The sequence below is a fragment of the Mucilaginibacter sp. 320_HR genome (assembly GCF_059691875.1).
On record NZ_JCAWAI010000004.1, the window covers coordinates 297,612 to 323,738 of the forward strand.

The following is a 26,127-nucleotide window of genomic DNA, read 5'->3' on the forward strand; positions in this document are numbered from 1 at the left end:
TACCTTGGGTACCTTAAAACCTTCCAACTTTACCGCGTACATCTCGTGCTTTTTTCACAAATTTGCACCTTATTATAAAGGGGTTTTGGAAGCTTATATTCAAGAGGCACTGTTCGTTCTGTTTCAGCTATGTTTTATTGTTCAGCTGTATTACCTTGTTGGTAACCACAGCCGCCTAGCCGGCTACACCCCCCTACAGGAGCTACCAAAGGTGAATATCCCAATCTCGGTAGTGATCAGCGCCCGCAACGAGTCGCGCAACCTTACCGAAAACCTGCCTTATATTCTTCAGCAGAATTATCCTGATTTTGAAGTTGTGGTAGTGAACGACCGGTCTACCGACGGGTCAGATGAGGTACTGCAAGACATACAAAGAGAGTTTCCGCACCTCAAAATAGTTACCATTACCGAGCACGAACGTTACAAAACCGGTAAGAAGTTTGCCCTTACATTAGGTATAAAGGCGGCCAAAAACGAGCACCTTCTATTTACCGATGCGGATTGTAAGCCGGCTACCCTGCATTGGATTACCCGTATGGCCGCCAACTTTACCACCCAGGCGCAAATAGTACTAGGCTACTCGCCCTACTACCGCAGCCGAAGTTTCTTAAATGCCTTTGTACGTTTTGAGACCCTGAAGACGGCCATCAATTATTTGTCCATGGCGCTCGGCGGCGATCCGTACATGGGGATAGGCAGAAACCTTGGTTATACTAAAACCCTGTTTTTCGCTTCAAAGGGTTTTGCAGCCCATATGCACCTCATGTCTGGTGATGATGATTTGTTTGTGAATCAAAATGCCACAGCCAACAATACCATTATAGAAATACACCCCGATACCTTTACTTACACTCCTGCTAAAGAGACAATTGGGGAATGGTTTACCCAAAAGAAGCGCCACATGGGGGTGGGAAAGGAGTACAGGAACCGCCACCGCCGCATGTTAAGCTTTGATGCTGTCACAGGATTTCTGTTTTACACCTTATTTGTGCTGTGCATTGTATTTAGTTTTGAACCATTGCTTGCTTTAGGCATGCTGGCTTTCAGAATGGTACTACAATTGCTGTTATACAATAAGGTATTTAAGAAGCTTGGCTCCCCCGACATGCTATGGTCACTGCCGTTTTTTGACCTGATATACTATATTTACCTGAACGTATTTGGACTGATAGGGACCTTTATAAAACCTGGCCGATGGAAGTAAACCAAAATTTTACCGAGAACGCAAAGAATGATTTTCACCTGGTGGTGAAGGCAAGGGCGGGCAGCCAGAAAGCGTATGCCGACCTGATGCACCGCTATAAGGACTCTATCTACTTTATGGTTCTGAAAATGGTAAACAACAAAGAGGACGCAATGGACCTTACTGTTGAAACCTTCGCGAAAGCATTTGAAAAGCTGGACAAATACCAACCAGAATTTGCTTTCAGCACCTGGTTGTTTAGGGTTGCTACCAACAACTGTATAGATTTCATTAGGAAGAAGAAGCTTAACACGCAATCTATACACGGAATGATAGATGAGGAGGGCGAGGAAAAGCCGCTGCAAATTAAGGCAGATACGCTTAACCCTGAAGAATCGTCCATTAAAAAGCAGCAAACTGAAGAGTTAAAATTGCTTATAGAAAGCTTACCACCGCGTTACCGAAACCTGATAACCCTGCGCTACTTTGATGAACTGTCTTACGAAGAAATAGCCCAGCAATTAGATTTGCCCCTTGGTACTGTAAAGGCACAGCTATTTAGGGCGCGGTATTTACTTGGTAACATCATTAACAGATATAATAAGGATGACATCTGACCTGATCCTGAAGTACTTTCCGGATATTACACCCGCTCAGCAAGAGCAATTTGGACGTTTGCAGGAACTTTATACGTTTTGGAACAACCAAATAAACGTAATATCCCGCAAAGATATCGACCTGCTGTACGAACGCCACATACTTCACTCATTAGGAATAGCTAAAGTGATGGCTTTTTTGCCGGGCGAAACCGTACTGGATGTTGGCACCGGCGGTGGATTCCCCGGCATCCCGCTTGCTATTTTATTCCCGCAAACGCAATTTCATCTAGTAGACTCCATTGGCAAAAAGATAAAAGTAGTTAACGAGGTTGCTGCAGCGTTGGGCCTCAACAATGTTACAGCTACCCATCAGCGGGCCGAAGAAATAAAGCAAAAGTTTGATTTTGTAGTATCACGGGCGGTTACTCAATTAAAAGATTTTTACCCGTGGGTGAAGGGGAAATTTAACAAAGAAAACAAGAATACGCTACCCAACGGAATACTGTATTTAAAAGGTGGAGACCTGAAACAAGAAATTGCCGAGTCGGGTTTAGCCGTTCAGCAATTCTACCTCAGCCAATATTTTGCCGAGGAGTTTTTTGAGACCAAGCAGGTCATCTATGTAAAAGGGTAGTATTTATATTAGTTGTTTTGCGGTGGTACAATTCTAACAGTATCAATTTTTGTCTTAACAACTGGCCTGATATTAATTGATTTTACCTGAGCAACGCGGGGTTCCTTTAGCTGCAGCTTTATTGTATTGTTAGTTTTTGCAGGCTCATCCTTTACCAGTTGTACCGAATCTACATCAATAGAAATAGCCGGTACTAACTTTAACATGGTAATTTCCTTTGCAGGCTTTACTTTGTGCGCTTTTGCAGGAACAGGTGGCGGCGGTGGCGGGATACTACCTGGTTTATCCGGAACTACAATTGGGGGAGGTATACGGATAAGCTTAGGAGCTGTCTTACCTACCTTTTTTGGTGCTTTAGCAGGTGGCGCTGGTGGTGGCGGAGGGGGAACCATTTTCCTGTATTGTTCATCAGTCATTCCCATTATTTGAGCTTGCCCTGCAAAATAAGGTGAGTTTAAAGTTTTGCTGTCAACGGAGGACACAAAATTGCCACCCAGGATATCAAATATCACTTCCATTTTATAGGTGCCAACTTTGGCTGTTATTTTACCCGGGAATTTAGGAAGTGCGTTTACAAGTAGATTGTCAAATTGGCCACCTGCTTTCTTGAGCAATTGTACGTTGCTTATCTTACCGGCAGATGTAACATCAAAACTAACCAATGCATTGCCTTTTTCTTCATTTACCAATGCTGTTTTTGGATACTTTATCGCACGGGATAAAAACACATGAACATCAGCAAACCCGTCTTTAACCTCAATAGGGGGAGGTGGAATGGGCCGTTTGTATTTGGGTGTATCGGTATTAATATCCTCCTTAGTTACCATGGGCACCTGCAGTTTTGTTTTGCTGTCAACATCTATCACCTCAACAGTAAGGCCGCGCATTTTTTTTATATACGCAATATCTTTTTGAGTAACACTTTTTGCTAAGAACATCTTTTTTACACCGCCTTCCGTAAACGAAAGATTGTCAGAGTAGGCCGTTAAGTTGTTCTTTTTGTCGGTGATTTTAAAGTACTTCACCAGTTCAGGCTTTTCTTTAGCCACGTTTTTTGGTGCCAGATCTATAAACGCGTAATCTTTACTGAACACGAGTGTAGATGTGCACAGCATACCCGCGCAAAGCGGTACTGCCAGCAGGTACTTTAGCCTAGCTAAGTTGCCTGATCGTTTTTGGTTTAACATGATTATCCTCTTTTTTAATAGGTTATAATTGAAGAATGAGTGCGCAATAGGAGTACCCTGTACCCCGTATGCATTATTCACCAGGAAGGATGAATAGCTTATGGCATCCTGCTCGTAAGCGGCAGTTTGCTCGTCGGCAATGTACTCGTGCACGGTGCGCAGGCTGCGCTGCACCAGGTAAATAAGCGGGTTAAACCAGTTAATCACCTTTAAAAGCTCGATGAAAAGAATATCAGCCGAGTGCTTTTGTTTGATGTGCACAAGTTCATGAGCTATTATAGTTTCGGCTTTGGGCAGGTCGTCGCCAATGAACAGGTAGTTGAAAAAGGAAAAGGCGGTATTGGATCCCTGCAGGCATACCATGGTGTACTTATCAGCATACTTGGACTTGTTACCTCGTGTTAAAGCGGATAGCTTGTACAGCCTATACAATAGTATACACAGCGCCACAACCGCGCCTAAAACATAAACAGTTATCAGCGCTGTCTCTATTGAAAACGTTACCTCTGGCGTTTTTGGAACACTGGCGTGCTGTATTACTTTAGGTGCAGGAATGTAAACCATGGGTGATAATTGTATCTGCTCTACAGGTTTTTTAAGCACGCTTAGCTGTGTAAGCGGCAGCGTGAAAGCCAGCACACAACTAAAAAGCAGGTAAATACGCCCAAGCATATAATGTGTCTCGTTGTTCAGGAACAAGCAGTAGCACAAATAGAATACCCCCAGGTAAATATTTGCTTCAATAAGGTAGTGCAGCCAGCTCATTGTTTTTTGTTTTTCAGGTTATTGAGTAGTTCGGTTAGTTCGTCAAGTTCTTTAACGCCGAGGTTCTTTTCATCAGCAATAAAGGACACCAGGCTCTTGTAAGAATCGCTGAAGTAATTCTTCATCAGCTTATCAAATGTGAATTTCTTGTACTCGTCTTCACTTATTACCGGGAAGTACACATGTGAGTTGCCGTAGGCCTTATGGTCCACAAAGCCTTTGCCTTCCAGTACCCTTACTACCGTGGAGACGGTATTATAAGCAGGTTTTGGATCGGGTAATTGTTCCAGTATATCCTTTACAATACCTTCCTGTAATTGCCACAATATCTGCATTATCTGTTCTTCTGCCTTGGTGAGTTCCTTTATCTTCATAGCAAACTATTTTTGTAGTTAGGCTAAGGTAAAACTATTTTAATAGTTTGCAAACTATTTTTGTAGTTAATTGGAAATATTTTTTTTGCAGGTATTTAGAATTGATTTTGCTAATTATTTTAGGATTTTACTATTTTAGTGCACCAAAACAGCCATGTCGTTACATCACCAAATAGCTTTAACATTCCTTGATAATATAGGTCCAGTACTCGCACGATCAATGGTGCGGCAGTTTGGCAGTGCCGAGCAGGTGTTCAGGCTTTCTAAGAACGCACTTACAAAAACGCCTGGCATAGGTCAAAAGCGGCTGGAGCCAACCGATTTTGATCAGGCGCTACGCCGGGCAGAACAGGAGATGTATTTCATAGAGAAGAATAGTATAGACGTGTTGTTTTTTAATGATGTACGCTATCCTAAACGGCTGAAGAATTGTAATGACGCTCCTTTACTTTTATACAGCAAAGGTAACGCAAACTTTAATATGCAAAGGGTGGTGAGCATAGTGGGTACGCGGAACGCTACCGATTATGGCCGCAGTTTGTGCCGTCAGCTTGTAGAAGAGCTAAAGGAATATAATGTACTTGTGGTTAGCGGGCTGGCGCACGGTATTGACGTTGCTGCACATAAAGAATGTGTAAAGATGAACGTACCTACCGTTGGCGTATTTGCTCATGGTTTAGACAGGATATACCCAAGCCAAAACCGCCCGACTGCTGAAAAGATGCTGGAGAACGGAGGTTTGCTTACTGAATATCCATCGGGTACGCGGCCTGACCGGGAGAAGTTTCCCGCGCGCAACAGGGTGGTGGCCGGTATGGCTGACGCAACAATAGTTGTGGAAGCGGGGTTAAAAGGTGGTGCATTGATCACTGCTGAAATTGCAAATAGCTACGACCGCGATGTGTTTGCCTTCCCGGGCAGGTTAGGGGATGAGTATTCCGAAGGATGCAATTTCCTGATAAGGCATAACAAAGCGTCGTTGCTAACCTGTATGGCCGATCTTGCTTATAGTATGGGATGGGAAAAGAACAGTGATGCGAAACCATCAACAGATCAGTTGATATTACCTATTGATCTGTCTGCCGACGAGTTTGCTGTATATACAATCATCCGCGAACACAAAGCACCTCTTGCTATTGATGACCTGAGCATTAAAACCAACATGCCTACCAGTCAGTTAGCTATGACGTTGCTGGACATGGAATTACAAGGCTTTATCCGGTCGCTGCCGGGTAAAACCTACTGCGTTAATTAAAGCTTAGGATTATCATAATAAGTAAGCTTGCCGTCGTTTTCATCAACTACCTGCCAGCTTTCTGCATCAAACTCAATCAATGCTACTGTACCCGGCGGTACATCTTTAATGGCGCCACTTAAAGTATAAAGCATTTGCTCTACCGCGGGGTTGTGTCCCACAAGGGCTATAAAGTCATGTTCGTCAGGCAATCCGTTTATCAATCGTAACAACGTACGGTCTCCTGCTTCATAAATTTCTTTAATTATGGTTGCGGGGTTTAGCTTTAGGATGTCTGTAAAGATGTTAGCCGTTGTGTGTGTGCGTAGTGCCGGGCTGGTCACCAGTAGTTGCGGTATAATCCCTTTTTCCTGCAGATGTTGCGCCATTGTGGTAGCGCCGTTGACACCTTTTTCAGTAAGTGGGCGTTCAAAATCTGTGTAGCCGGATTCTTGTGTAGCCTTTGCGTGTCGTATCAGTAATAGTTTCTTCATAACATTAATAAAAAAGAGGAACAGTTGCTGCCCCTCTTTTGATTTGCTACTAATGACAATTTTTAAAAAGAATACCCTAAGCCAATCCCGAAAACGGCTGTTTTCAGTTTGATATCACCTCCGTCAGTTGCTGCTTCTGGCAAAATATTGGTAAGCCCAAGGTCATAGTTGAAGTGTATGGCGAGGCCCTTTTTAAGCTGTAATCCACCAATAAACTGTATACCATAATCAGCGCGTTTTACATTGTCAGGGCCATCACCAAACTTAAGATCTTCTTTGGTTTCGGTACCTTCTGATAAAACCCTTCCGCTTGCAGAAAAGCCCAATGATGCGTAAGGTCCTGCACCCAGGTAAATATCTCCTATAATAACGGGTGCATGGTAAACAAGCGTAACCGGAACTTCTATGTAATGTAGCTTAACTGTAGTTGATGAGCCTATTCCATCTGCCTCTTTTCCGCCCTTGCCGCTGTAGTATATACCTGGCTGAACAGAAAGTTTGCCCACCTTTAAGTCTGCAAAAAAGCCGGCATTGAAGGCAATCAGATTACCCGTTAAGCCGGATGCATCAAAGCTTTTGCTGGATGCAGATAGCGATGCCAGATTTAATCCTCCGCGTATACCTAATTTTGCCGATTGTGCGAATGTGAAAAGTGATGCTGATATAAGCGCCACGCTTAGTAGAATTTTTTTCATGTGATTTGGTTTTATGTTGAGCAAAGTTACGTAAAAGTGTACTTATTGCTTAATGGTTGGAAAAGAGTAGTCGTTGATGTACTTGCTGATCTTGGCTACGACCGTAGCTGGTTGTATGCCGTGCAAGCACGCGTAATCTTTTCTGAAACAGGGCTTTTGCCCGTAGGTGGAGCAAGGCTGACACTCGATATCGGTGAAGATCATATCGTCGTCAGATTGCCCAAAGCCTTTAAAACCCAGGTATGGGTGCGTTGCTCCCCATAGCGAAATAACCGGCACACCTTCAAGCGAGGCCAGGTGCATACCCGCCGAATCCATGCTTAGCATCACATCAAGCTGCCTGATAAGCAGTTGCTGTTTGGCGATTGATAAACGGCCCACCAACGAAACTACATTGGGGTATTTCTCTGCCCATCCTTTGCATATTTCAGCTTCAAGTGGAGTGCCGCCAAAAAGGTATGTGGTTATATTCTGTTGGGATAAAAGTTTGATTACCTCCTCCATTAGCTCGAAGGGGTATATCTTACCGCGGTGCTGCGCGAAAGGCGCCACGCCCACCCAGGGTTTTGTTTTAATGCCGGTAATTGATGTTACATCCTGATCCTGTATGATTTCTGCCCTGATCCGCTCGTGATGTAACACTACGTTTAGCCCCAGTTTACGAAAAACATCGGCATAACGTTCCGTAGTTAGCTGTTGCTGTACCCTTACTTTGTTTGGGAAACGTGTGAGCAGCTTTTTCCCCTTTCTACCTTTATCAATATAGTGGTAGGGCATGCCTGACAGCCTAAATAATATCCGCAGGGCACGAGAGCGCAGGTTATTATGCAGGTCGGCCAAGGCATAGTAGCTGCCGCTGTTCTTCAAAAAATTGAAAAGCTGGTATAGCCCGGCGGCTCCTTTAAAGCTATCGTTCAGGTCTACGGGGATAAAAGTTAATCGCTCTATACCTTCAAACAAACCCCCGAATGCCGGCCGCGATACAAAGCTTATGCGCACATCCGGGTTTTGTGCCAGTACTGCTTTAACTACAGGCACCGTCATGGCAACATCGCCCAGGGCAGAAAAGCGAAAAACAAGTATATGCTTCTCCTGAGTCACTTAACCGGCTTTGATACGTTCTATAATAGAAGTTGATGAGTAGCCATCCACCAGGCTTATGGTCTTTACCTCGCCACCATTTGCCAGTACTTCTTTCGCTCCGGCGATGTTCTCTATAGTATAATCAGCGCCTTTTACAAGTATGTCGGGCATCAGGTCAACAATAAGGTCACGGGGGGTATCGTCCTCGAATATGGTTATACCATCTACAAAAAACAGAGCGGCCAGTAAGGCTGCACGGTTGTTTTGATCGTTTACAGGACGGCTTTCTCCTTTCAAACGTTTTACGGAAGCATCGGAGTTTAAGCCAATTACCAATTTATCACCAAGGTCGGCTGCTTTCGCCATGTAAGTGATATGGCCCAGGTGCAGCAAATCGAACACGCCGTTTGTGAAAACTACTTTTTTGCCCTCCGCTTTCCAAGTTTGTATCCTTTTGGCCAGGGCACTTGTGTCGGTAATTTTGTGCAATAGCGTTTGTTCCAGGTTTTGGCTCATTTGTCAATTAAGTAAGTGTATTTTGTTGGCGTTCCCTGCGGGCGGGCTTTGCGCTTATACGCCTGCAAGCCTTATCCACAAGCCGTTATCCGCTGCAATCCCTAACGCGAAATTGCTGCGCCTGCCTTTTTCTTTGCGAACACTTTTGTTATCTCATCCAAAGATAAGGCATTCATGCACATTTCGCGGCTTAATCCGCCTTTGCGGGCTACGTTCACTCCAAATTCCATATCGTGAAAGCCAGAGTTTCGATGCGCATCTGGGTTTATTGAAAGCATAACACCTTTGTTGAGTGCATATTGATGCCAGCGCCAGTCTAGGTCCAACCGTAAAGGATTCGAGTTAATTTCTATTACAACTCCGTTTGCGGCACATGCATCAATTACTTTGGCATAGTCAATATCATAACCTTTTCTACTCAGCAGCAGCCTGCCGGTGGGGTGGCCCAGAATGGTAGTATATGGGTTTTCTATTGCTTTTATCAATCGGGCAGTCGCCTTTTCCTCACTCATCTTCAGATTGGAGTGTATGGAAGCAACAATAAAATCGAATCTTTGTAGAATCTCATCCGGGTAATCCAGCCCGCCATCGTTCAGGATGTCAGACTCAATACCTTTAAATATTTTAAACCCGTCCATCTTTTTATTCAGATGATCTATTTCTTCGTGCTGCTGTAACACCCGTTCAATATTTAATCCTTTTGCATAGAAGGCACTTTTGCTGTGGTCGCTTATACCTAAATACTCCAGTTTTAGCTCATCGCGGCAGTAAACGGCCATTTCTTCCAGCGTGTTTACGCCATCGCTCCAGGTACTATGGTTGTGCAGCGTTCCCTTAAGGTCGTGCAGGGTGATGAGTGTAGGTAATGCATCATTATTCGCCTTATCTATAAAGGTGTCACCTTCGCGCAGCTCCGGCTGCATCCAGCTCAGGTTTGCCTTCTGGTAGATTAATTCTTCGCTTGATGGTAGCTCAAGATCGTTGCTGATGCGTTTCATCACAGCATCAACATGCTCGTCGTTACCGGTGCTGATGAAGAGTTGCTTGTAATAGTCGGCTTTTTGTACGCAGATTATATCAACCAATAAACCGTTACTCAGTTCGCCACCAATGTGGTTTCCATTAAGTGATACATTCTTTAGTATATTGGATTGCGCTAGTGCATCAAAAGCAACTTGCTGGTTAATACTGCCTACAACAATTACCAGCTCAGATATGATCTCATTTAGTCGTCGGAATTCGCCCGCAAAATGCTTTAGTGCGTCCGGGAAGACTCCTTTTATTTCATCCATCAGCAGCTTTGCTTCCGCTTCTACCTGGGCGTACAAAAACTTGCCGTTTCCTGCCATCCGGAATTCAATCACCTTACGGATCTCTTCCTGTGTTTTCAGCCCAAAGCCTTTGGCTTCTACAAGCCGGTTTTCGTTACACGCGTAGTAAAGTTCGCCAATGTTTTCTATGGCCAACTCTTTCCAAATAATGGCAACCTTTTTAGGCCCGATCCCTTTAATGCCCATCATTTCCACAATACCTTCAGGTGTTTGGCCGATCAGATCCTGTAGGTCGGTCATGGTACCAGTTTCAAGCAGCTCGCATATTTTGGTGGCCGTGCTTTTGCCAATGCCGTCTATTTTAGAAAGCTCGTCTAATGTTTTACCTGCCACTGGGTAGGGTAGTTTATCTACCTTAAAAGCAGCATTTGCTAATGATTTTATTTTGAAGGGATTCTCGTCATGCAATTCCATTAATTGCGAAAGCAAACGGAGCGTACGGGCGACAGGCTTATTTTCCATAATTGGTTATCAGCAAAAGTACAAAAGCAAACAGAAGTTGTACCATCATTTAACAACAGCTATACACAGGTGTTTTGCCGGACGGTGTTTACCAACAAAAAAAAGCTGCCTTGGGCAGCTTTTTTTTGTTGGTAAAATCTTATTAGAAGGTACTCTTCAACCTCATCTATTTAATAACTACGTTGTATGGTAACCGTGCCTGTGGGGTGCGCATCATTTGTGTTACGCCTTTTATCTGCTCGTAATATTTGTAGTTTTCGCCAAGCTCTGCTTTCACGAAATGCGCTTTTACATGTGTAGAAAAACCGTCGCCAAACTGTTTAAATATGCTCTTCTGCTCAGGATAGTTTACCAGTTTATAGTCGCTTATTCCCGCTTTTTTGGCAGCAGCATTAACAGCGTCGCTGATGTTTCCTAAACGATCAACCAAGCCAATCTTCAATGCTTGTTCGCCTGTCCAAACGCGGCCCTGGCCAATTGAGTTGATGTACTCTTGTGTTTTATGGCGACCGTTGGCTACAGCTTTGGTGAAAGTGTCGTAACCATGGTTCACGCTTTTTTGCAGTAGCGCGCGCTCCTCGGGAGAGAGCGGACGACTTACATCGCCCAAGTCGGCGTATTTGCCGGTCTTAACGCCATCAAAAGTTACTCCCAGTTTATCATTAAAGAACTTTTGCATATTAGGCAGTACAGCGAAGATGCCTATGGAACCGGTAATAGTATTTGGTTCGGCAATTATAGAGTCGGCTGCGCAGGCAATGTAATACCCGCCTGAAGCCGCAACATCGCCCATAGAAACAATAATCGGCTTTACTTTCTTAGTAAGCATTACTTCACGCCAGATCACGTCCGATGCTAATGAACTGCCACCCGGGGAGTTAACCCTTAAAACAACAGCTTTAACCTTATCATCGGTGCGGGCTTTGCGAATAGCTTTGGATAAATTTTCAGAACCAATGGTATTGTCATCGCCATCACCACCGTTGATCTCGCCGGACGCGTAAACTACAGCGATCCTGTCGCCTGATGATGATTTTTTATCATCGTCGTCGTCATGCTTAGGCGCAGTTTTAGCGTATTCGCCAATTTCAATGCTTTTTAAATTGTCCTTCTGTTTAGTATCAGTACGCTCTTTAAGGTCGCTCAATATCTCGTCCTTATACTTCAAGCCGTCTACCAGTTTGTATTTAAGCGCGTCAGCAGGCTCCTGTATTACGCCATTGTTAGCGTAGTTGAACAGTGAATCTTTCTCTACATGGCGGTATTTACTTATGCCTGAAAGGAAGTGGTCATACATCGACCCTAAATAGGAGGTAACCTGCAGGCGGTTAGCGTCACTCATTTTAGTTAAAAAGAATGGCTCAACCGCGCTTTTGTAAGTGCCTACCTTTATTATCTGTGCTTCTATCCCAAGTTTGTCCAGCGCGCCTTTTAAAAAGGTAACTTCTGAACTGAAGCCCCTAAACTCAAATATCCCGTTTGGGTTAACGTAAACCTTATCGGCTACAGATGCCAGGTAATAGAATCCCTGAGTATATATCTCTGAGTAGGCTATAACAAATTTGCCGGAGCGTTTAAAATCAATAAGCGCGTTGCGGATCTCTTCAGTAGTAGCCTGGCCGGATAGCATATAGCTTTCGTCCAGGAAGATGCCTTTTATATCATCATCACTTTTAGCTTTTTTTATGCTCGCCAAAATGTCGTTCAAACCCGGGGTTTTATCACTGTCGAAACCCAGAAAGCCGAGTCCTGAAAACGGATTATTGGGGGTACGTTCGGCAATAGCCCTGTCCAGTTTAATGTGTAGAATAGAATTAGAAGCTACTTCAGGGGCTTTATCTGATCCGGCTGATGCGATAATACCACCAATAATGACCACGAATAACACTGCCAGGATTATTGTTGATATAACGATGCCGGTAATTGTGGCGAGTACGTATTTGAAGAATTGTTTCATTAACTGCTATAAATCATTTATCTATGCAAACTTACTAAAATAGGTGGTGCTACTTTAAGTTAAGAGCTACTTGTGTAATAATTGTTACAACAATGATTGATGTTTTTTTACTGTTGGGTACCAACCTTGGCGACCGCCAATTGTTTTTGCAGGAGGCAATTCGGCTGATAACACAACAAGTGGCGCCTGTAGCAAAAAGTTCGTCGGTTTACGAGACGCAATCATGGGGAAAGACGGATGAGCCAGATTACCTAAACCAGGTGATTGTATTGCAAACCATTTTATCAGCTGCAGAAGTGCTAACGCGAATATTGGATATAGAACAGCAGATGGGGCGTACACGGATGGTTAAATGGGGAGCAAGGACAATAGATATTGATATCCTGTTTTATGGTAATGGGGTGGTTAATGAACCCGGTCTTATTATCCCTCATCCGCAGCTGCATAACCGGCGGTTTACATTAGAGCCATTAGCAGAGATAGCTCCGTACCTTATTCATCCTGTACTTAATAAAAATATTTTAGCACTCAAAAGTTCTTTAAAGGATAGCTTGATAGTAAAAAAGTTATAATTTTGAATGATAAACCTGTACAATGACCGATTTACCAGCTCAAGACCTTGATCTTGCCTTTTTGTATGAGATAGCCGATGGAAGCGACGACTTTATAGTTGATTCGATAGGAATGTTCCTTGACCAGACACCGCAGTTACTTAGCACTATAGAAGGTGCCATAAACAGCCAGGACTGGCAGACAGCCGCGCAGTCTGCACATAAACTGAAACCAAACCTGGGCTTTTTTGGAATGCCTTGGAGCCAGGAAACCATACAACAGGTAGAAATTGCCTGCAAGATGGGTGCAGAAAACCCGGCTGAGATTACAGAAAAATTTAATGCTGTAAAAACGATGGTGAACAACAACCTGGTAGAGCTGGAGAAAATTAAAAAAGAAAAAGAAGCAAACCTTTAAGCTAATACAACGGAAAGCTTAAATACAAATTTAGCATAACAGAAAAGGCAACCACATTGGTTGCCTTTTCTGTTTATATAATATCTTTCTCTGGCCTCTAGCTCTCGGCTTACTTAAGCTACTTCTTCCAATTTAAAGCTGTAGCTTTCCATTATCAGGTTTGCTAAAAGGTTTTTACAAGCCTGGTCTACTTTTGCACTTGCAGCTTCGGTGCTGTCAGCTTCAATTTCAAGAGAAATGTGTTTGCCTATGCGTACGTTTTGGATTTCAGATAAACCCAGGTTTTTCATACTGCCGGTAACGGCTTTGCCCTGAGGGTCCAATATTTCTTTTTTCGGCATTACATCTATTTCGGCCAGGAACTTTTTCATCAGCGGGAATGTGTGTTTTAACAAAGTATGTGGTTAGCTAGCTTTGTTTGTGCGAGCTGCTCATCATACCTTCGTTTGCAAATTTAAGTTGAATTAACGACAAGGTGATATACATAACGATAACCACCGGAACTGCCGCAAATTTAAAAAATAGTATGAGTATTGCCGAGAACAGCAGTAATAAATAGCGGTAAAAGTTTTTGTTGAAATCACTGTTTTTGAATTTAAGCGACATCAGTGGTATCTCCGCAACCAGTAGTGTACACATCAGCGCTATAAAGCATACCAACACATACGGGTTTAAAATATAACGGGCAAAACCCCCGTATTGCTGTAAGATTAATGGGAATGATGCTATCAGTATAGCATTAGCAGGAGTAGGGAGGCCAATAAAACTGTCTGCCTGCCGCGTATCGGTGTTGAATTTGGCCAGCCTGAGCATAGAAAAAACCGCCAGCAGAAACGCGAGATAATTAAAGTACTCGCTAAAGCCCGGGACTTGCGGTGCACGCAGTAACAGCTCGTATACAATTGCTGATGGCAATACACCGAAGCTCACCATATCTGACAGTGAATCAAGATCCTTACCGATGCACGACTGCGAGTTTAAAACCCGGCTTGCGAAACCATCAAAGAAATCAAATATAGCTGCCAGGAAAATGGCATATGCCGCTATAACCAGGTTATCCTGGAAGGCAAAAACAATGCCCACACATCCGCTAAACAGGTTTGCGCATGTTATGGCATTAGGAAGATGTTTTTTAACCCGCCTCTTCATATTGGTTATGAAGGTATCAATATTTTTGGAAATAACATGGAGTTATAAGTTAACGTTGTGCTAAATTATAACTCCATATACCTAATTATATTATGAGTTCATCGAGATCAAAAACTCTTCATTGGTTTTTGTGCCACGTATTTGCGCCTGTAAAAACTCCATACTTTCCTGAGAATTCATATCGGCAAGGTGGTTACGCAGTATCCAGATACGTTGCAAGGTCTCGCGATCTAATAACAGATCGTCGCGACGGGTGCTTGACGCGGTAATATCGATAGCCGGGAAAATACGTTTGTTAGACAGTTTACGATCCAGCTGAAGCTCCATGTTACCGGTACCTTTAAATTCTTCAAAGATAACTTCGTCCATTTTGGAGCCCGTTTCGGTAAGTGCAGTAGCGATGATGGTAAGTGAGCCGCCATCTTCAATGTTACGAGCAGCACCAAAGAAACGTTTAGGTTTATGCAATGCGTTTGCATCCACACCACCTGATAATATTTTACCTGAAGCAGGGGCTACCGTATTGTATGCGCGTGCTAAACGGGTAATCGAGTCGAGCAGGATAACCACATCATGGCCGCATTCTACCATACGTTTAGCTTTTTCTAACACAATGTTAGCTATTTTAACGTGTCGTTCGGCCGGCTCATCAAACGTTGATGATACGACTTCGGCGCGCACGCTGCGTGCCATATCGGTAACCTCTTCAGGGCGTTCGTCTATCAGTAATATAATCAGGTATACTTCTGGGTGGTTTTTAGCTATTGCGTTTGCCACATCCTTCAGCAACATGGTTTTACCTGTTTTTGGCTGTGCTACAATTAAACCGCGCTGGCCTTTACCTATAGGAGAGAAAAGGTCCATAATACGGGTAGAGTAATTGTTCGCGTCTGTAAACAACGACAACTTTTCTGAAGGGAAAAGCGGTGTTAAGTGATCAAACGGAACACGGTCACGCACTTCTGCAGGTATACGGCCGTTAATGGCCTCAACACGTACCAATGGGAAATACTTTTCACCTTCTTTCGGCGGGCGTATGCTGCCACGTACCGTATCACCGGTTTTCAAACCGAAGAGTTTTATCTGCGACTGCGATACGTAAATATCATCCGGAGAGGTTAAGTAGTTATAATCTGATGAGCGAAGGAAGCCGTAACCATCAGGCATAATTTCCAGTACGCCTTCATTTACTATCACATTATCAAAATCAAGGTTGATTGCAGGTTCCTGCGATTTTTGCTGATTTTGGTTATTGTTGTTATTATTATTTGCACGGCGATCAAATTTCTGAGGGCGTGCTGCAGGTTGTTCCGGCGTTGTGATCTGGTTCTCGTCAGCTTGTTCGGTAACCGGAGCAGGCGTTTCCTTTACGGTGCCAGGTTGTTCGCCGGTAGGTTGCGGCTGATCGTCAGCTTCGTTAAACTGGTCGTTTGTATCTTTTAAAGGCACCTCCTGGCGCTTTTCTATCTTAGTAGTACTTTTTACGCTGCGTGTACGTTTGCGCGGCTTGTCATCTTCTTCTGCGGTAGAAGTCTCAGGTTCAGGAGATGAGGTTTTTGGTGTATAGTTATTGTCAACAGTACTCTGTTGCTGACGCGCTACCTCAATTAGGTTTTGCTGGTCGTTTATGGCAGTTATTAGCTGTGCTTTTCTAAGCTCATCAGCTTCAGCAATACCTAAACTTTTAGCAATTTCGCGCAACTCAGAAACGAGTTTGTCGTTCAATTCGATTGTATCAGACATGATATGAATTATAGTTCAAAAGGATTTTAGTTGAAAGATGGTCAACCCTTATTCACAATATTTAAGCCAGCAAGTATCAGCAATAAGTGACGTGGGATAAAAATTGTTTCTTTAGTGCAAGAAGCTGCAAGGGAAAACAGTGCAATTTTAATGAAATTATCTTTAAATGCAAATTTATTAATAAATTAACATTACTAGCATATTTTTTAGTTTTTTTGGTGCGAATTACTTAATTCTGACACTTATGCTATCCAGAAAGAAATTAATCGAGCAAATTAAATTAAAACGATCTTTTTTATGCATTGGCCTGGATACAGATGTAGATAAAATTCCCGATTTTTTAAAAAGTTACCCCGATCCGGTGTTGGAATTCAACAAAAGGATTATTGATGCTACTCAGGACCTTTGTGTAGCATATAAACCCAACGCTGCTTTTTATGAAGCGATGGGAATAAAAGGACTGCAAAGCCTGATTGATACCTATAAATACCTGCCTAAGGATTGTTTAAGTATAATAGATGCTAAACGTGGTGATATCGGCAACACTTCAGATAATTACGCGAAAGCTTTTTTTAATGAAGAAACTACCGGAATGGGGTTTGATGCAATCACCGTAACCCCTTACATGGGCAATGATAGTGTTACACCATACTTAAAGTACGATGGTAAATGGGTGATCATCCTGGCGCTTACATCTTCTGTTGGCAGTAAAGATTTTCAATATCTGGAGACAGGAGAGAGCTTCCTGTATGAAACCGTGATACAAAAAGCTAATACCTGGGCAGGCGCAGACAGGCTGATGTTTGTGGTTGGTGCCACCAAAAGCAATGAATTCACCAACATTCGCAAACACGCACCAAACAATTTCCTGTTGGTGCCTGGTGTTGGTGCACAGGGTGGAAGTCTGGAAGATGTGTGCAAATATGGCATGACGCCCGATTGCGGGTTAATAGTAAATGCCTCCCGTTCCATTATATACGCCAGCAACGGCGAGGACTTTGCAGAAGCTGCCCGTGCGGAAGCGCTAAGTTTGCAAAAGCAAATGGAAGCTGAATTGCAAAAAGCCGGGATCATATAAATTGATGTAAAATCCGCAGCATCTTGCTTTTTATATTGACAATTGTTTAAATTACAAACAAATCCATTGTCGATATGAAAAGAATTTTACCTGCATTGCTGCTGGCTGTGTTATCAGTTCCGGCCTTTTCTCAAACACCTTCAAAAACTTTTAAAACAAGCGATTTTTACAAAATACCTGCTTTAAGCAATGCCGAGATATCGCCGGATGGCAAGTGGGTTGCTTATAGCGTATCTATGGTGGATACCGCTAAAGACAAGCGGGTATCTCACCTTTGGATGCAAAGCTGGGATGGCAAACAATCCATACAGCTTACGCACGGTGCCGAACCAGCTTCCCGGCCTAAGTGGAGCCCGGATGGGATGTACATTTCATTTCTTTCATCCCGTGAATCAAAGAACGGCTCACAGCTATGGCTGATGGACAGGCGCGGCGGGGAAGCCAAAAAGGTTACCGACATAAAAGGTGATCTGGGCTCGTACGAGTGGAGCCCTGACGGAAAAAAGCTGGTAATGGTGATTCAGGATCCTGAAAACAACGGCAAGGATGCGCCGAAAACCCCTAAGCCAATTGTGATAGACCGATACCATTTTAAGCAGGATTACGAGGGCTACCTTGAAAATCTGCATACCCACCTGTATATTTTTAATATCGAGACCAAAAAGCTGGACACGCTTACAAAAGGCAAGTTTGATGAATCGTCCCCGTTGTGGTCGCCTGACGGAAAAAGCATTGTATTTGTAAGCAACAGGGATGCCGACCCCGACCGTAGCGAGAACACGGATATATTTACCATTGAAGCACGCGCCGGCGGTAACGTAAAACAGCTAACCACCTGGAAAGGGCATGATGTTAGCCCGCGATGGAGCCCGGACGGTAAATACATAGCTTACCTGCGCCAGGATAGCGAAGGTTATAACATGTATGATGAGAATATTTTGTGCCTGATGAATGCTGATGGCAGCAATAATAAACTGCTTAGTAAAGAGATTGACCGGCCGGCGGCAAGCCCCGAGTGGAGCAAGGACGGCAAAAGCATAGCCTTTTTGGTAGACGATGACCGGGAACGTTACGCTGCTCTTTACAATTTGCAGAGCAGGAAGATAAGCGTAATGCAGAGCACCCGTGGCAAAATGAACCTGGATGACGTTATTGCGCACTCTGCAGGTAATTGGCTAGTAAGCATTAGTACCCCGCACATGCCTTTTGAGTTGTATGCACTGGAGGGTAATAAATTGAGAAGGTTAACCCACCATCAGCAGGAATGGATGCAAGGTATGCAGTTTGCACAGGCGATGCCATTTCAGTCTACCAGTAAAGATGGCACTAAGGTATCGGGCATTTTGTATCGCCAGGATAGTACAAGCACTAAAAAGCTTCCGTTCATCTTGTTTATACATGGCGGCCCTGTTGGACAGGACGATTACGGGTTCGACGCTACTTCACAGGCGCTTGCAGCCTCCGGGTATGCGGTTGCTTCTGTAAATTACAGGGGCAGCTCCGGAAGGGGTATTGAGTATACACGTGCTATAAACGCTGATTGGGGAAACAAAGAGGTGATTGACCTGCAAGGTGCGGTAGACGAACTGGTGAAGCGCGGAATTGCCGATCCTGATAAATTGGGCGTGGGAGGCTGGAGTTATGGCGGTATTCTAACCGATTTCATGATCGCTTCAGACACGCGTTTTAAAGCAGCGGCAAGTGGTGCAGGCAGCGCTTTGCAGGTTGCCAACTATGGTATTGATCAGTATGTATTACAGTACGATAACGAGTTAGGGCAACCATGGAAGAACCCCGATGTTTATACCAAAATCTCATACCCGTTCTTTCATGCAGACAGGATCAAAACACCGGTATTGTTCATGTCTGGCTTAAAAGACTTCAACGTGCCTACTGCAGGCAGCGAGCACATGTACCAGGCACTAAAGTCGTTGGGGATAGATGCCGAGCTGATACTTTACCCTAACCAGTTCCACGGGATCAGTACCCCAAGTTACCAGGTAGACAGGGTGGAGCGCTACATAAAGTGGTTTGATAAATATCTTAAGTAGTCTTAACGCAAAAAGAGGTTAGCTTTAAACTAACCTCTTTTTTCATTTGTGCCTTTTTACAGTTCTTAGCTTTCGCTGATCTGTGTATCGTCAGTCACTTCTAATTTACCTTCTATCGAGTCGTCAAGTGTTTTTCCCACGGCTGCACCAACAAGCTGCTTGGCAAATGCTACTGCGTTACCATGCTTGTTGTCCCAGTAATAACCCTGCGTAGGCGATACCTTTATAACAGTAATGCGCGGATCGTCTTCCCCTTCGGTAAACCACGTTTTTAAAATTGGTTCCCAAAGTTCTTTGATTTTCTCTTTGTCGGTACTGATCTCTGCTATACCATAAATCATCAGGAAATCAGAATATTTTGATCCCTGGAACAGCAGCTGTACCATTGGGTCGATATCAATTTCCATGTTTTTGTGGCTGTCGTTAGCACTCAGGAACCACAGGTCGCCGTTGTCGTCAATCTTTTGTGGTGACATAGGGCGGGTTGAAAACGGAAGGCCGGTTTTTATGTTGCTGCAAAAAAAGCAGCTAACGCCTTCGGCCATTTCCTTTATTTTTTTGAAAGCATCGTTGCCTTCAAGGTTCTCGAAATTATCTTCAGGTTGTTGCTGATTAATACTGTCCATGGTATCTTATATTTATAGGTAAATGATAAGATATTAACCTGTTGGAAAATCTTTTGTTTTGAATTATTAACGCCGATTGTCGTTTGTATCAATTATAGACTTGGTGAACCAACATGTCTGACATACCCGTCATGGTGAGCCTGTCGAACCATTGATAAGGCTTACAGGTCTTCGACAAGCTCAGACTGACACGTTTGAATGGTGTTGGTATGCCTTTTAACCTGTTAGCACGATTCGTAAAAGCTTCTAAGCAAACACCATCTTCCGTTCCGGGAAGCGCGAAGCATAGCCTGTAACCATATTTTTGATATAATCGTTACCAGGATAGGGGGTAAGGTGATTCTTCAACTGTTGAATGTTATCAGCATCAAAATAGTGCGATATATATCCCATTCCGTAAAAACGCCCTTTTTCTATCAATATGCAACTGTGTTCGTCGCTGGTGCGGCCTTCATCACGTATGGCGAAGGTAGGTAGGGCATGTTTCAGCTCATCTATCGCCGCGGTTACTTTAGTGTTGTATTCATCAGGCGTTTCGTGTCCTTCGCAGGCGCATGCGTTGATGTTATTGCCCTGGCAGGGAGCGTCGTTCTTTTGTATGAAGCACAACTTTGGGCATAGGCTATAGGTTTCTACAAGTGTGGTAAGCAGGTTATGGCCTTCCACTAACGAATTGCATGCGTAAACAGAGGGCATATGCTTGCGGTGCTTGTCTACGGCTAGCCTGATGTATCCGCGCTGGTCTTCGTAGGCATACAAGCCATAGGTGTTCTCAAAGCGCTTAAGCGAGCGGTTGTACTTTGGCCAAAGCCGTTTTATTTCTACAGCTTCCATCACAAAAGCAATTAACTCTGTGCCGCATACCTGGTGGCTGATATTGTAAATGTTCTTCAGGAATTCCTGCCGCTGCTGCCCGGGGTTGTTGCCGGTAAAATGGCTGCATACCCGTTTTTTAATGTTTTTGGCTTTTCCTACGTACACTACTTTGCCCTTTTGGTCGTGGAAATAGTAAACGCCCGGCGACTGCGGCAAACGCTCAATATCCGCTTTGGATAAGTTAGCAGGCAATACCTGCTCCTTGGAGTTTTGCTTTAATGCCTGCCCAATGTGGTTGTTTGCATCTGTTTTAAGCAATAAGCTAAAGAGTTCTGCAGTGGCTGCTGCATCTCCCATGGCCCGGTGCCGGCTGTTGTTTGGTATACCCAAATGGCTGCAAAGCTTTCCAAGGCTATACGATAGCAGGCCCGGCATTATCTTGCGACCTAACCTTACTGTGCATAGCTTGTTGCAGTTAAGCTCGTAGCCGGCAGCGTTTAGGTGATAGCGGAGAAAAGAATAATCGAAATTAACGTTATGCGCTACAAAAATGTGTCCTTTAAGCAGGTGGAATATTTCGTGTGCTACATCTTCAAAGGAAGGGGCACCCTGCACCATTTCATTGGTGATACCGGTAAGTGCCCGTATGTAAACGGGAATGTCGCGTTGCGGATTTACCAAAGTCTCAAAACGACGGATCACTTTCTTACCGTCATGTATGCAAATAGCTATTTCCGTAATGCCGTTTGCGCTGGCATGTCCCCCCGTAGTCTCAATATCCACAATAGCGTACATAACCCAAATGTAACTATTTGCTAATTATATTAGTTAATAAAATGTTGAAAAAGTTTCGGATGTGAAGAAACGGAAAGTGCACGTGGTATAAGCCTTTGATAATATAGTTAGTTCATTTTACTAGGGTACCAAGACCATTTCCATCCAAAACGTATTTGTTATCTTCAAAATCAAATACATGGATTTCATCACCTGAAATGTAAAAAGAATCGTTTCTATGAAGGCTGGCAAAGATATCCCTTCCGCTAAACCGCCATTTAACTTGTCCATTAATGGTCAAACGAATTATCTCCATTTCACCGTGTACGATAAGATCATCTTTAAATTGATAGACACCAAAGCAGGTAGCATCATCAATTTTGTTATTCCAATTTAGCGTAAGTTGTGGTAGATAGAGCGAATAAACTTGATTACCACAACATATAAATATTAGATCGCCAATTATTAAAAACGAACTTTCATGGATAGTAGTTCCACCACCCCATCCAACAATTAATGCACTAGAAATTTCAGTGTGATCTTGATGAATGATTCTTATGCCATGTTTACTTGAGTACCGGTATTGTTTCCCTTGGTTGTAAACGAACTCATACTGAAAGTAATTGTCAGCTGAGTCTGGATCGTATGAGCTTTCATCTAACAAGATGACATTAAAGTCCTGGTATTTAGCTTCCATGTAGTAAAATAGAATTTTTCTCAACAAAAAGCCCGATAGTTTACTATCGGGCTTTGCTATTTATTTAATTTAAGATTACGCTTATTTCTTCTTAGCCTGAACCTGCTGTTGCTGGCGCATCATTTCTTCAAGTTTTGCGCTGAAGCCCGACTTCTTTTTAGCGTCTTCAGGTTTCTTTTTGTTTTCCTGTATCTGTGCATGAATCTTCTTATCATCTACCATAAACTTAATAAGGTACTGTTGTAAAAAGGTAAACATGTTAGCCAGGAAGTAGTAATAGTTCAAACCTGCAGGGTAGCTGTTAAGCGTAACCAGGAATACCAGCGGGGTAATATAACCGATATACTTCATCTGCCCGGTAGCTCCGGATATCTGGTTGTTGAAGTAGGTATAAATAAGTGTGGAGATGGTCATCAGCAAACACATTAAGCTAATGTGGCTAACGCCCATAATTGGTGAAAAGCTAATTACCGCATCATAGGTGGACAGGTCATGCATCCAAAGGAAACTTTGTCCCCTAAGCTCAAATAAGCTCGGGAAAAAGCGGAAGAATGCGATCACTATCGGCATCTGTATTACCAAAGGCAAACATCCTCCTAATGGATTTACACCAGCTTTTTTGTAAAGCTTAAGATATTCCTGCTGTAGCAGGGTAGGGTTGTCTTCACCAACCTTAGCTTTTATCTCATCCATTTCCGGCTTAATAACCCTCATCTTCGCCATAGACAGGTATGACTTGTAGGTAAGCGGTGAAAGCACAAGTTTAAGTATCACAGTAAGTATCAGGATGATAATACCGTAATTCATGTTAAAATTATTCAGAAAGTTAAAGATAGGCAGGGTAGCAAACTGATTGATGTATTTAAGCGGTCCCCAGCCCAGGTTAACTATCTTCTGCAGATCGTAACCCTGATCTTTTAGTATTGAATACCTGTTCGGGCCAAAGTAAAACTCCAGCGGCACAGCGCCTAACGAGTTACGGTTGAAAGCTATATCAGCTTTCATCTGCTTAACATCAGTGGTGTCGTTAATGTCGGTGGTCACCGCCAGGTTAGACTTGCTGATAGTTACGCCTTCCTTAGCTATAAGCGCGCTTGAAAAAAAGTGTTGTTTAAAAGCTATCCACTGTAGTTTTTGGTCGTTTATAGCTTTGGTGTCGTCCTTTGTTTCGCTCAGATAATCTACGCTGTTTTCTGTGTTTTTAAAGTAAACGGTAGAATAAGTACGCTCCATTTTAATGTCGCGCTCCTGTTTGTGCAGGCTGGCAGCCCAACTTAGGTTTATGGTACCACTGTTGGCAATCACCTGATCTAAACCTACGGGTTTAATGGTAAAGCCTACTTTAAAGCCCTTACCCTTAAGGCTGTACACATAATCGATATACTGCGTAGGGCTGTAGCTTAAACGCATAGTAAGCGATGCAGAATCGCTGCCCGCAACTTTTAAGCTGGTTGTACTTGGTTTGAAGTAAAGGCTGTTGGTATTGATAGCCTTACCTGCAGCGCTGAAAGTTAAGCCAAACGCATTATTGTCGCCACTGAATAGAACAAGCGGCTTTTTGTCGTAAGTCTTGTAATTCTTAAGTTCTGCCGAGTAAACGTTACCACCTTTTGTCGAAAGTTTTATGCTGACATCATTGTTCTCCAGTGTTATCATGCTGTCTTTACCAACAGTAGCTGCGCCGAAAGGCGCTTTGAGTACTGCAGAATCAACCACGCCTTGTGCTGTTGCAGCTGAAGTATCTGCTTCGGCCGACTGTGCTGCGGTGGCCGCAGTTTTAGTTTTTATATAGCCTTTCTTTATCGAATCCTGGTGAGCAATTTCCTGGTTCTTTTTAAGTTCGGCTTCTGATGGTTTCATCCACCAAACGCCAACTACCATTATCACCATGATCAGGAATAATCCTGTAAATGTATTTTTGTCCATTATTTGTGTATCGTACTAATATCTCTTAGTTCTTGCGGGCATAAGCCAGCGAAGCGGCGACAAAGTTAATAAAAAGTGGGTGCGGATTAGCAACTGTTGATTTTAATTCGGGGTGGAACTGGGCGCCTACGAAATACGGGTGATTTTTAAGCTCTACAACCTCAACCAGCCCATTATCAGGGTTAATGCCCGATGGTGTTAGGCCTGCGGCTTCGTAGTCCTTCAGGTAAGTATTATTAAATTCGTAACGGTGGCGGTGGCGCTCGCTGATGCGGCTTTTGCCGTATATAGCTGCTGCCTTGCTGCCTTTTTTAAGTTCGCAAGGGTAAGCGCCAAGGCGCATTGTACCGCCTTTATTGGTAATCCCTTTTTGATCTTCCATCATGTCGATGACTGGGTGCGGGGTATCAGCATTCATTTCTGTACTGCTGGCACCTTCCAGGTTAAGCACGTGGCGGCCAAACTCAACAACCGCGCACTGCATGCCCAGGCATATACCAAAGAACGGGATATTGTTCTCGCGAACATACCGGATAGCTTCTATTTTGCCCTCGAAACCGCGTTCGCCAAAACCGGGAGCAACCAACACGCCGTGCAGGCCTCTAAGCTTGTCCACTGCGTTCTCAACAGTAAGCTGTTCCGACGGAATGTACTGTACCTTAACCTTGCACTCGTTTTTAGCACCGGCGTGAATGAAAGCCTCAATAATAGATTTATAAGCATCCGGAAGTTCTACATACTTACCCACCAAGCCTATGCGCACCTCCGATGTCGGGTTTTTCAGACGACCGAGGAAGTCTTTCCAGCTTTCCAGATCCGGTTCGTTCTTGGCAGGCAGCTTTAGTTTTGCCAGTACAGTTTTATCCAGTTGTTCTTTCAGCATTAGCAACGGTACATCGTATATGGTAGATGCATCCATTGATTCGATTACCGCATTGATGTTTACGTTACAAAAAAGTGCGATTTTTTTCCTGATATCGGCATTTATGTGGTGCTCGGTGCGGCAAACCAGTATGTCCGGCTGTATACCGTACTCCAAAAGCATCTTTACCGAGTGCTGAGTTGGCTTAGTTTTTAACTCCCCTGCTGCAGCCAGGAAAGGGATAAGCGTAAGATGGATCACTAAAGCATTGCTTGGGCCGGCTTCCCATTTAAACTGGCGTACGGCCTCTACAAACGGCAGCGACTCAATATCGCCTACGGTACCACCTATCTCAGTAATCACTATATCATAATCGCCGCTCTCGCCCAGGATACGCATATTGCGTTTGATCTCGTCGGTAATGTGCGGTACTACCTGTACCGTTTTTCCAAGGAACGCACCTTCGCGTTCGCGGTTGATAACGTTCTGGTAGATACGGCCGGTCGTAATATTGTTAGCCTGCGAGGTCGGCGTGTTCAGGAAACGCTCGTAGTGGCCAAGGTCCAGGTCGGTTTCGGCGCCGTCTTCGGTAACATAGCACTCGCCGTGCTCATAAGGGTTAAGCGTTCCTGGGTCAACGTTGATGTAAGGATCGAATTTCTGGATGGTTACCCGGTAGCCGCGGGCTTGTAAAAGTTTAGCTAATGAGGCCGAAATAATGCCTTTTCCTAATGACGATGTAACGCCGCCCGTAACAAAGATGTATTTGGTCATGATCTTTTTTGAATCAAATGGCCGGGCTTTTACCCCTTTGCCAAATGTTTGTGTACGGGATACAAAAGTAAGAAAATTTGCGGGCTTTGGGCCACCTATTTACAATTGTTGAAAAGGGGGGTGTTGTTGAAAGGAAAGTATTGTAAAG

Annotated in this window: 24 protein-coding genes; 8 read left to right on the plus strand and 16 right to left on the minus strand. The window is 43.7% G+C overall.

Going from position 1 to position 26,127, the window contains the following annotated elements:
• The first annotated feature begins 4 nt into the window (after nucleotides 1-4).
• From AC59GT_RS15965 to rsmG, 3 genes are read left to right on the plus strand one after another with little or no spacing between them, the layout of a single operon-like run.
• Complete coding sequence (locus AC59GT_RS15965; RefSeq protein WP_497238557.1) at nucleotides 5-1,204, plus strand: glycosyltransferase; 1,200 nt, start codon at nucleotides 5-7, stop codon at nucleotides 1,202-1,204.
• The gene (locus AC59GT_RS15970) at nucleotides 1,195-1,800 is read left to right on the plus strand and encodes an RNA polymerase sigma factor (protein WP_117382445.1); all 606 of its coding nucleotides are present in this window, start codon (nucleotides 1,195-1,197) and stop codon (nucleotides 1,798-1,800) included. Before AC59GT_RS15965 ends, AC59GT_RS15970 begins: the two co-directional genes overlap by 10 nt.
• A complete protein-coding gene (gene rsmG / locus AC59GT_RS15975; RefSeq protein WP_497238558.1) occupies nucleotides 1,790-2,416 on the plus strand; it encodes a 16S rRNA (guanine(527)-N(7))-methyltransferase RsmG in 627 nt (208 codons plus the stop codon). Before AC59GT_RS15970 ends, rsmG begins: the two co-directional genes overlap by 11 nt.
• A gap of 8 nt (nucleotides 2,417-2,424) precedes the next feature.
• Here rsmG and AC59GT_RS15980 read toward each other — a convergent pair whose 3' ends face one another.
• Nucleotides 2,425-4,368, minus strand: a complete 1,944-nt coding sequence (locus AC59GT_RS15980; RefSeq protein WP_497238559.1) for a M56 family metallopeptidase — start codon at nucleotides 4,366-4,368, stop codon at nucleotides 2,425-2,427.
• Entirely contained in the window at nucleotides 4,365-4,742 is a 378-nt protein-coding gene (locus tag AC59GT_RS15985; RefSeq protein WP_117382443.1) for a BlaI/MecI/CopY family transcriptional regulator, read from the minus strand. The genes AC59GT_RS15980 and AC59GT_RS15985 overlap by 4 nt, the downstream gene beginning before the upstream one ends.
• 154 nt (nucleotides 4,743-4,896) lie before the next feature.
• Here AC59GT_RS15985 and dprA point away from each other — a divergent pair, with 154 nt between their 5' ends.
• Nucleotides 4,897-5,997 carry a DNA-processing protein DprA gene (dprA, locus tag AC59GT_RS15990; RefSeq protein ID WP_497238560.1) on the plus strand — a complete coding sequence of 367 codons (1,101 nt, stop codon included), beginning with the start codon at nucleotides 4,897-4,899 and terminating at the stop codon, nucleotides 5,995-5,997.
• Here dprA and AC59GT_RS15995 read toward each other — a convergent pair.
• The 6 genes from AC59GT_RS15995 to sppA form a co-directional block, all read right to left on the minus strand.
• Nucleotides 5,994-6,470, minus strand: a complete 477-nt coding sequence (locus AC59GT_RS15995; RefSeq protein WP_497238561.1) for a SixA phosphatase family protein — start codon at nucleotides 6,468-6,470, stop codon at nucleotides 5,994-5,996. The genes dprA and AC59GT_RS15995 overlap by 4 nt on opposite strands.
• 62 nt (nucleotides 6,471-6,532) lie before the next feature.
• The gene (locus AC59GT_RS16000) at nucleotides 6,533-7,165 is read right to left on the minus strand and encodes a porin family protein (protein WP_497238562.1); all 633 of its coding nucleotides are present in this window, start codon (nucleotides 7,163-7,165) and stop codon (nucleotides 6,533-6,535) included.
• 42 nt (nucleotides 7,166-7,207) lie between these two features.
• Nucleotides 7,208-8,266 (minus strand): glycosyltransferase family 9 protein, encoded by a 1,059-nt coding sequence (locus AC59GT_RS16005; RefSeq protein WP_497238563.1) that lies wholly within the window; start codon nucleotides 8,264-8,266, stop codon nucleotides 7,208-7,210.
• Nucleotides 8,267-8,764 (minus strand): D-glycero-beta-D-manno-heptose 1-phosphate adenylyltransferase, encoded by a 498-nt coding sequence (gene rfaE2 / locus AC59GT_RS16010; RefSeq protein WP_497238564.1) that lies wholly within the window; start codon nucleotides 8,762-8,764, stop codon nucleotides 8,267-8,269.
• Nucleotides 8,765-8,865: 101 nt separating this feature from the next.
• Entirely contained in the window at nucleotides 8,866-10,557 is a 1,692-nt protein-coding gene (locus tag AC59GT_RS16015; RefSeq protein WP_497238565.1) for a helix-hairpin-helix domain-containing protein, read from the minus strand.
• A 166-nt stretch (nucleotides 10,558-10,723) separates the two neighbouring features.
• Nucleotides 10,724-12,514, minus strand: coding sequence for a signal peptide peptidase SppA (sppA, locus tag AC59GT_RS16020; RefSeq protein ID WP_497238566.1), 1,791 nt, complete (start codon nucleotides 12,512-12,514; stop codon nucleotides 10,724-10,726).
• A gap of 92 nt (nucleotides 12,515-12,606) precedes the next feature.
• Here sppA and folK point away from each other — a divergent pair, with 92 nt between their 5' ends.
• Entirely contained in the window at nucleotides 12,607-13,086 is a 480-nt protein-coding gene (gene folK / locus AC59GT_RS16025) for a 2-amino-4-hydroxy-6-hydroxymethyldihydropteridine diphosphokinase (protein WP_497238567.1), read from the plus strand.
• A gap of 22 nt (nucleotides 13,087-13,108) precedes the next feature.
• Nucleotides 13,109-13,483, plus strand: a complete 375-nt coding sequence (locus tag AC59GT_RS16030; RefSeq protein WP_497238568.1) for an Hpt domain-containing protein — start codon at nucleotides 13,109-13,111, stop codon at nucleotides 13,481-13,483.
• A gap of 113 nt (nucleotides 13,484-13,596) precedes the next feature.
• Here AC59GT_RS16030 and purS read toward each other — a convergent pair whose 3' ends face one another.
• From purS to rho, 3 genes are all read right to left on the minus strand, one after another.
• Entirely contained in the window at nucleotides 13,597-13,854 is a 258-nt protein-coding gene (purS, locus tag AC59GT_RS16035) for a phosphoribosylformylglycinamidine synthase subunit PurS (protein ID WP_117382433.1), read from the minus strand.
• Nucleotides 13,855-13,891: 37 nt separating this feature from the next.
• Nucleotides 13,892-14,632 (minus strand): CDP-diacylglycerol--serine O-phosphatidyltransferase, encoded by a 741-nt coding sequence (pssA, locus tag AC59GT_RS16040; protein ID WP_497238569.1) that lies wholly within the window; start codon nucleotides 14,630-14,632, stop codon nucleotides 13,892-13,894.
• Between the two features lie 90 nt (nucleotides 14,633-14,722).
• A complete protein-coding gene (rho, locus tag AC59GT_RS16045; protein WP_117382431.1) occupies nucleotides 14,723-16,375 on the minus strand; it encodes a transcription termination factor Rho in 1,653 nt (550 codons plus the stop codon).
• A 244-nt stretch (nucleotides 16,376-16,619) separates the two neighbouring features.
• Here rho and pyrF point away from each other — a divergent pair, with 244 nt between their 5' ends.
• A complete protein-coding gene (pyrF, locus tag AC59GT_RS16050; protein ID WP_497238570.1) occupies nucleotides 16,620-17,453 on the plus strand; it encodes an orotidine-5'-phosphate decarboxylase in 834 nt (277 codons plus the stop codon).
• 74 nt (nucleotides 17,454-17,527) lie between these two features.
• Nucleotides 17,528-19,504, plus strand: a complete 1,977-nt coding sequence (locus AC59GT_RS16055) for an alpha/beta fold hydrolase (protein WP_497238571.1) — start codon at nucleotides 17,528-17,530, stop codon at nucleotides 19,502-19,504.
• Between the two features lie 65 nt (nucleotides 19,505-19,569).
• Here AC59GT_RS16055 and AC59GT_RS16060 read toward each other — a convergent pair whose 3' ends face one another.
• From AC59GT_RS16060 to pyrG, 5 genes are all read right to left on the minus strand, one after another.
• Entirely contained in the window at nucleotides 19,570-20,130 is a 561-nt protein-coding gene (locus tag AC59GT_RS16060) for a pyridoxamine 5'-phosphate oxidase family protein (protein WP_497238572.1), read from the minus strand.
• 246 nt (nucleotides 20,131-20,376) lie between these two features.
• A complete protein-coding gene (locus AC59GT_RS16065) occupies nucleotides 20,377-21,741 on the minus strand; it encodes an exonuclease domain-containing protein (RefSeq protein ID WP_497238573.1) in 1,365 nt (454 codons plus the stop codon).
• A 112-nt stretch (nucleotides 21,742-21,853) separates the two neighbouring features.
• A complete protein-coding gene (locus tag AC59GT_RS16070; RefSeq protein ID WP_497238574.1) occupies nucleotides 21,854-22,417 on the minus strand; it encodes a hypothetical protein in 564 nt (187 codons plus the stop codon).
• A gap of 81 nt (nucleotides 22,418-22,498) precedes the next feature.
• A complete protein-coding gene (yidC, locus tag AC59GT_RS16075; protein ID WP_497238575.1) occupies nucleotides 22,499-24,343 on the minus strand; it encodes a membrane protein insertase YidC in 1,845 nt (614 codons plus the stop codon).
• Between the two features lie 25 nt (nucleotides 24,344-24,368).
• Complete coding sequence (gene pyrG, locus AC59GT_RS16080; RefSeq protein WP_497238576.1) at nucleotides 24,369-25,979, minus strand: CTP synthase; 1,611 nt, start codon at nucleotides 25,977-25,979, stop codon at nucleotides 24,369-24,371.
• Nucleotides 25,980-26,127: the final 148 nt, after the last annotated feature.

Excerpts from the sequence above, each read along its gene's own strand:
- AC59GT_RS15970 (WP_117382445.1), top strand. The coding sequence starts at position 1,195 with ATGGAAGTAAACCAAAATTTTACCGAGAACGCAAAGAATGATTTTCAC.
- rsmG (WP_497238558.1), top strand. The coding sequence starts at position 1,790 with ATGACATCTGACCTGATCCTGAAGTACTTTCCGGATATTACACCCGCT.
- AC59GT_RS15980 (WP_497238559.1), bottom strand. The coding sequence starts at position 4,368 with ATGAGCTGGCTGCACTACCTTATTGAAGCAAATATTTACCTGGGGGTA.
- AC59GT_RS15985 (WP_117382443.1), bottom strand. The coding sequence starts at position 4,742 with ATGAAGATAAAGGAACTCACCAAGGCAGAAGAACAGATAATGCAGATA.
- dprA (WP_497238560.1), top strand. The coding sequence starts at position 4,897 with ATGTCGTTACATCACCAAATAGCTTTAACATTCCTTGATAATATAGGT.
- AC59GT_RS15995 (WP_497238561.1), bottom strand. The coding sequence starts at position 6,470 with ATGAAGAAACTATTACTGATACGACACGCAAAGGCTACACAAGAATCC.
- AC59GT_RS16000 (WP_497238562.1), bottom strand. The coding sequence starts at position 7,165 with ATGAAAAAAATTCTACTAAGCGTGGCGCTTATATCAGCATCACTTTTC.
- rfaE2 (WP_497238564.1), bottom strand. The coding sequence starts at position 8,764 with ATGAGCCAAAACCTGGAACAAACGCTATTGCACAAAATTACCGACACA.
- AC59GT_RS16015 (WP_497238565.1), bottom strand. The coding sequence starts at position 10,557 with ATGGAAAATAAGCCTGTCGCCCGTACGCTCCGTTTGCTTTCGCAATTA.
- sppA (WP_497238566.1), bottom strand. The coding sequence starts at position 12,514 with ATGAAACAATTCTTCAAATACGTACTCGCCACAATTACCGGCATCGTT.
- folK (WP_497238567.1), top strand. The coding sequence starts at position 12,607 with ATGATTGATGTTTTTTTACTGTTGGGTACCAACCTTGGCGACCGCCAA.
- AC59GT_RS16030 (WP_497238568.1), top strand. The coding sequence starts at position 13,109 with ATGACCGATTTACCAGCTCAAGACCTTGATCTTGCCTTTTTGTATGAG.
- purS (WP_117382433.1), bottom strand. The coding sequence starts at position 13,854 with ATGAAAAAGTTCCTGGCCGAAATAGATGTAATGCCGAAAAAAGAAATA.
- pssA (WP_497238569.1), bottom strand. The coding sequence starts at position 14,632 with ATGAAGAGGCGGGTTAAAAAACATCTTCCTAATGCCATAACATGCGCA.
- rho (WP_117382431.1), bottom strand. The coding sequence starts at position 16,375 with ATGTCTGATACAATCGAATTGAACGACAAACTCGTTTCTGAGTTGCGC.
- pyrF (WP_497238570.1), top strand. The coding sequence starts at position 16,620 with ATGCTATCCAGAAAGAAATTAATCGAGCAAATTAAATTAAAACGATCT.
- AC59GT_RS16055 (WP_497238571.1), top strand. The coding sequence starts at position 17,528 with ATGAAAAGAATTTTACCTGCATTGCTGCTGGCTGTGTTATCAGTTCCG.
- AC59GT_RS16060 (WP_497238572.1), bottom strand. The coding sequence starts at position 20,130 with ATGGACAGTATTAATCAGCAACAACCTGAAGATAATTTCGAGAACCTT.
- AC59GT_RS16065 (WP_497238573.1), bottom strand. The coding sequence starts at position 21,741 with ATGTACGCTATTGTGGATATTGAGACTACGGGGGGACATGCCAGCGCA.
- AC59GT_RS16070 (WP_497238574.1), bottom strand. The coding sequence starts at position 22,417 with ATGGAAGCTAAATACCAGGACTTTAATGTCATCTTGTTAGATGAAAGC.
- yidC (WP_497238575.1), bottom strand. The coding sequence starts at position 24,343 with ATGGACAAAAATACATTTACAGGATTATTCCTGATCATGGTGATAATG.
- pyrG (WP_497238576.1), bottom strand. The coding sequence starts at position 25,979 with ATGACCAAATACATCTTTGTTACGGGCGGCGTTACATCGTCATTAGGA.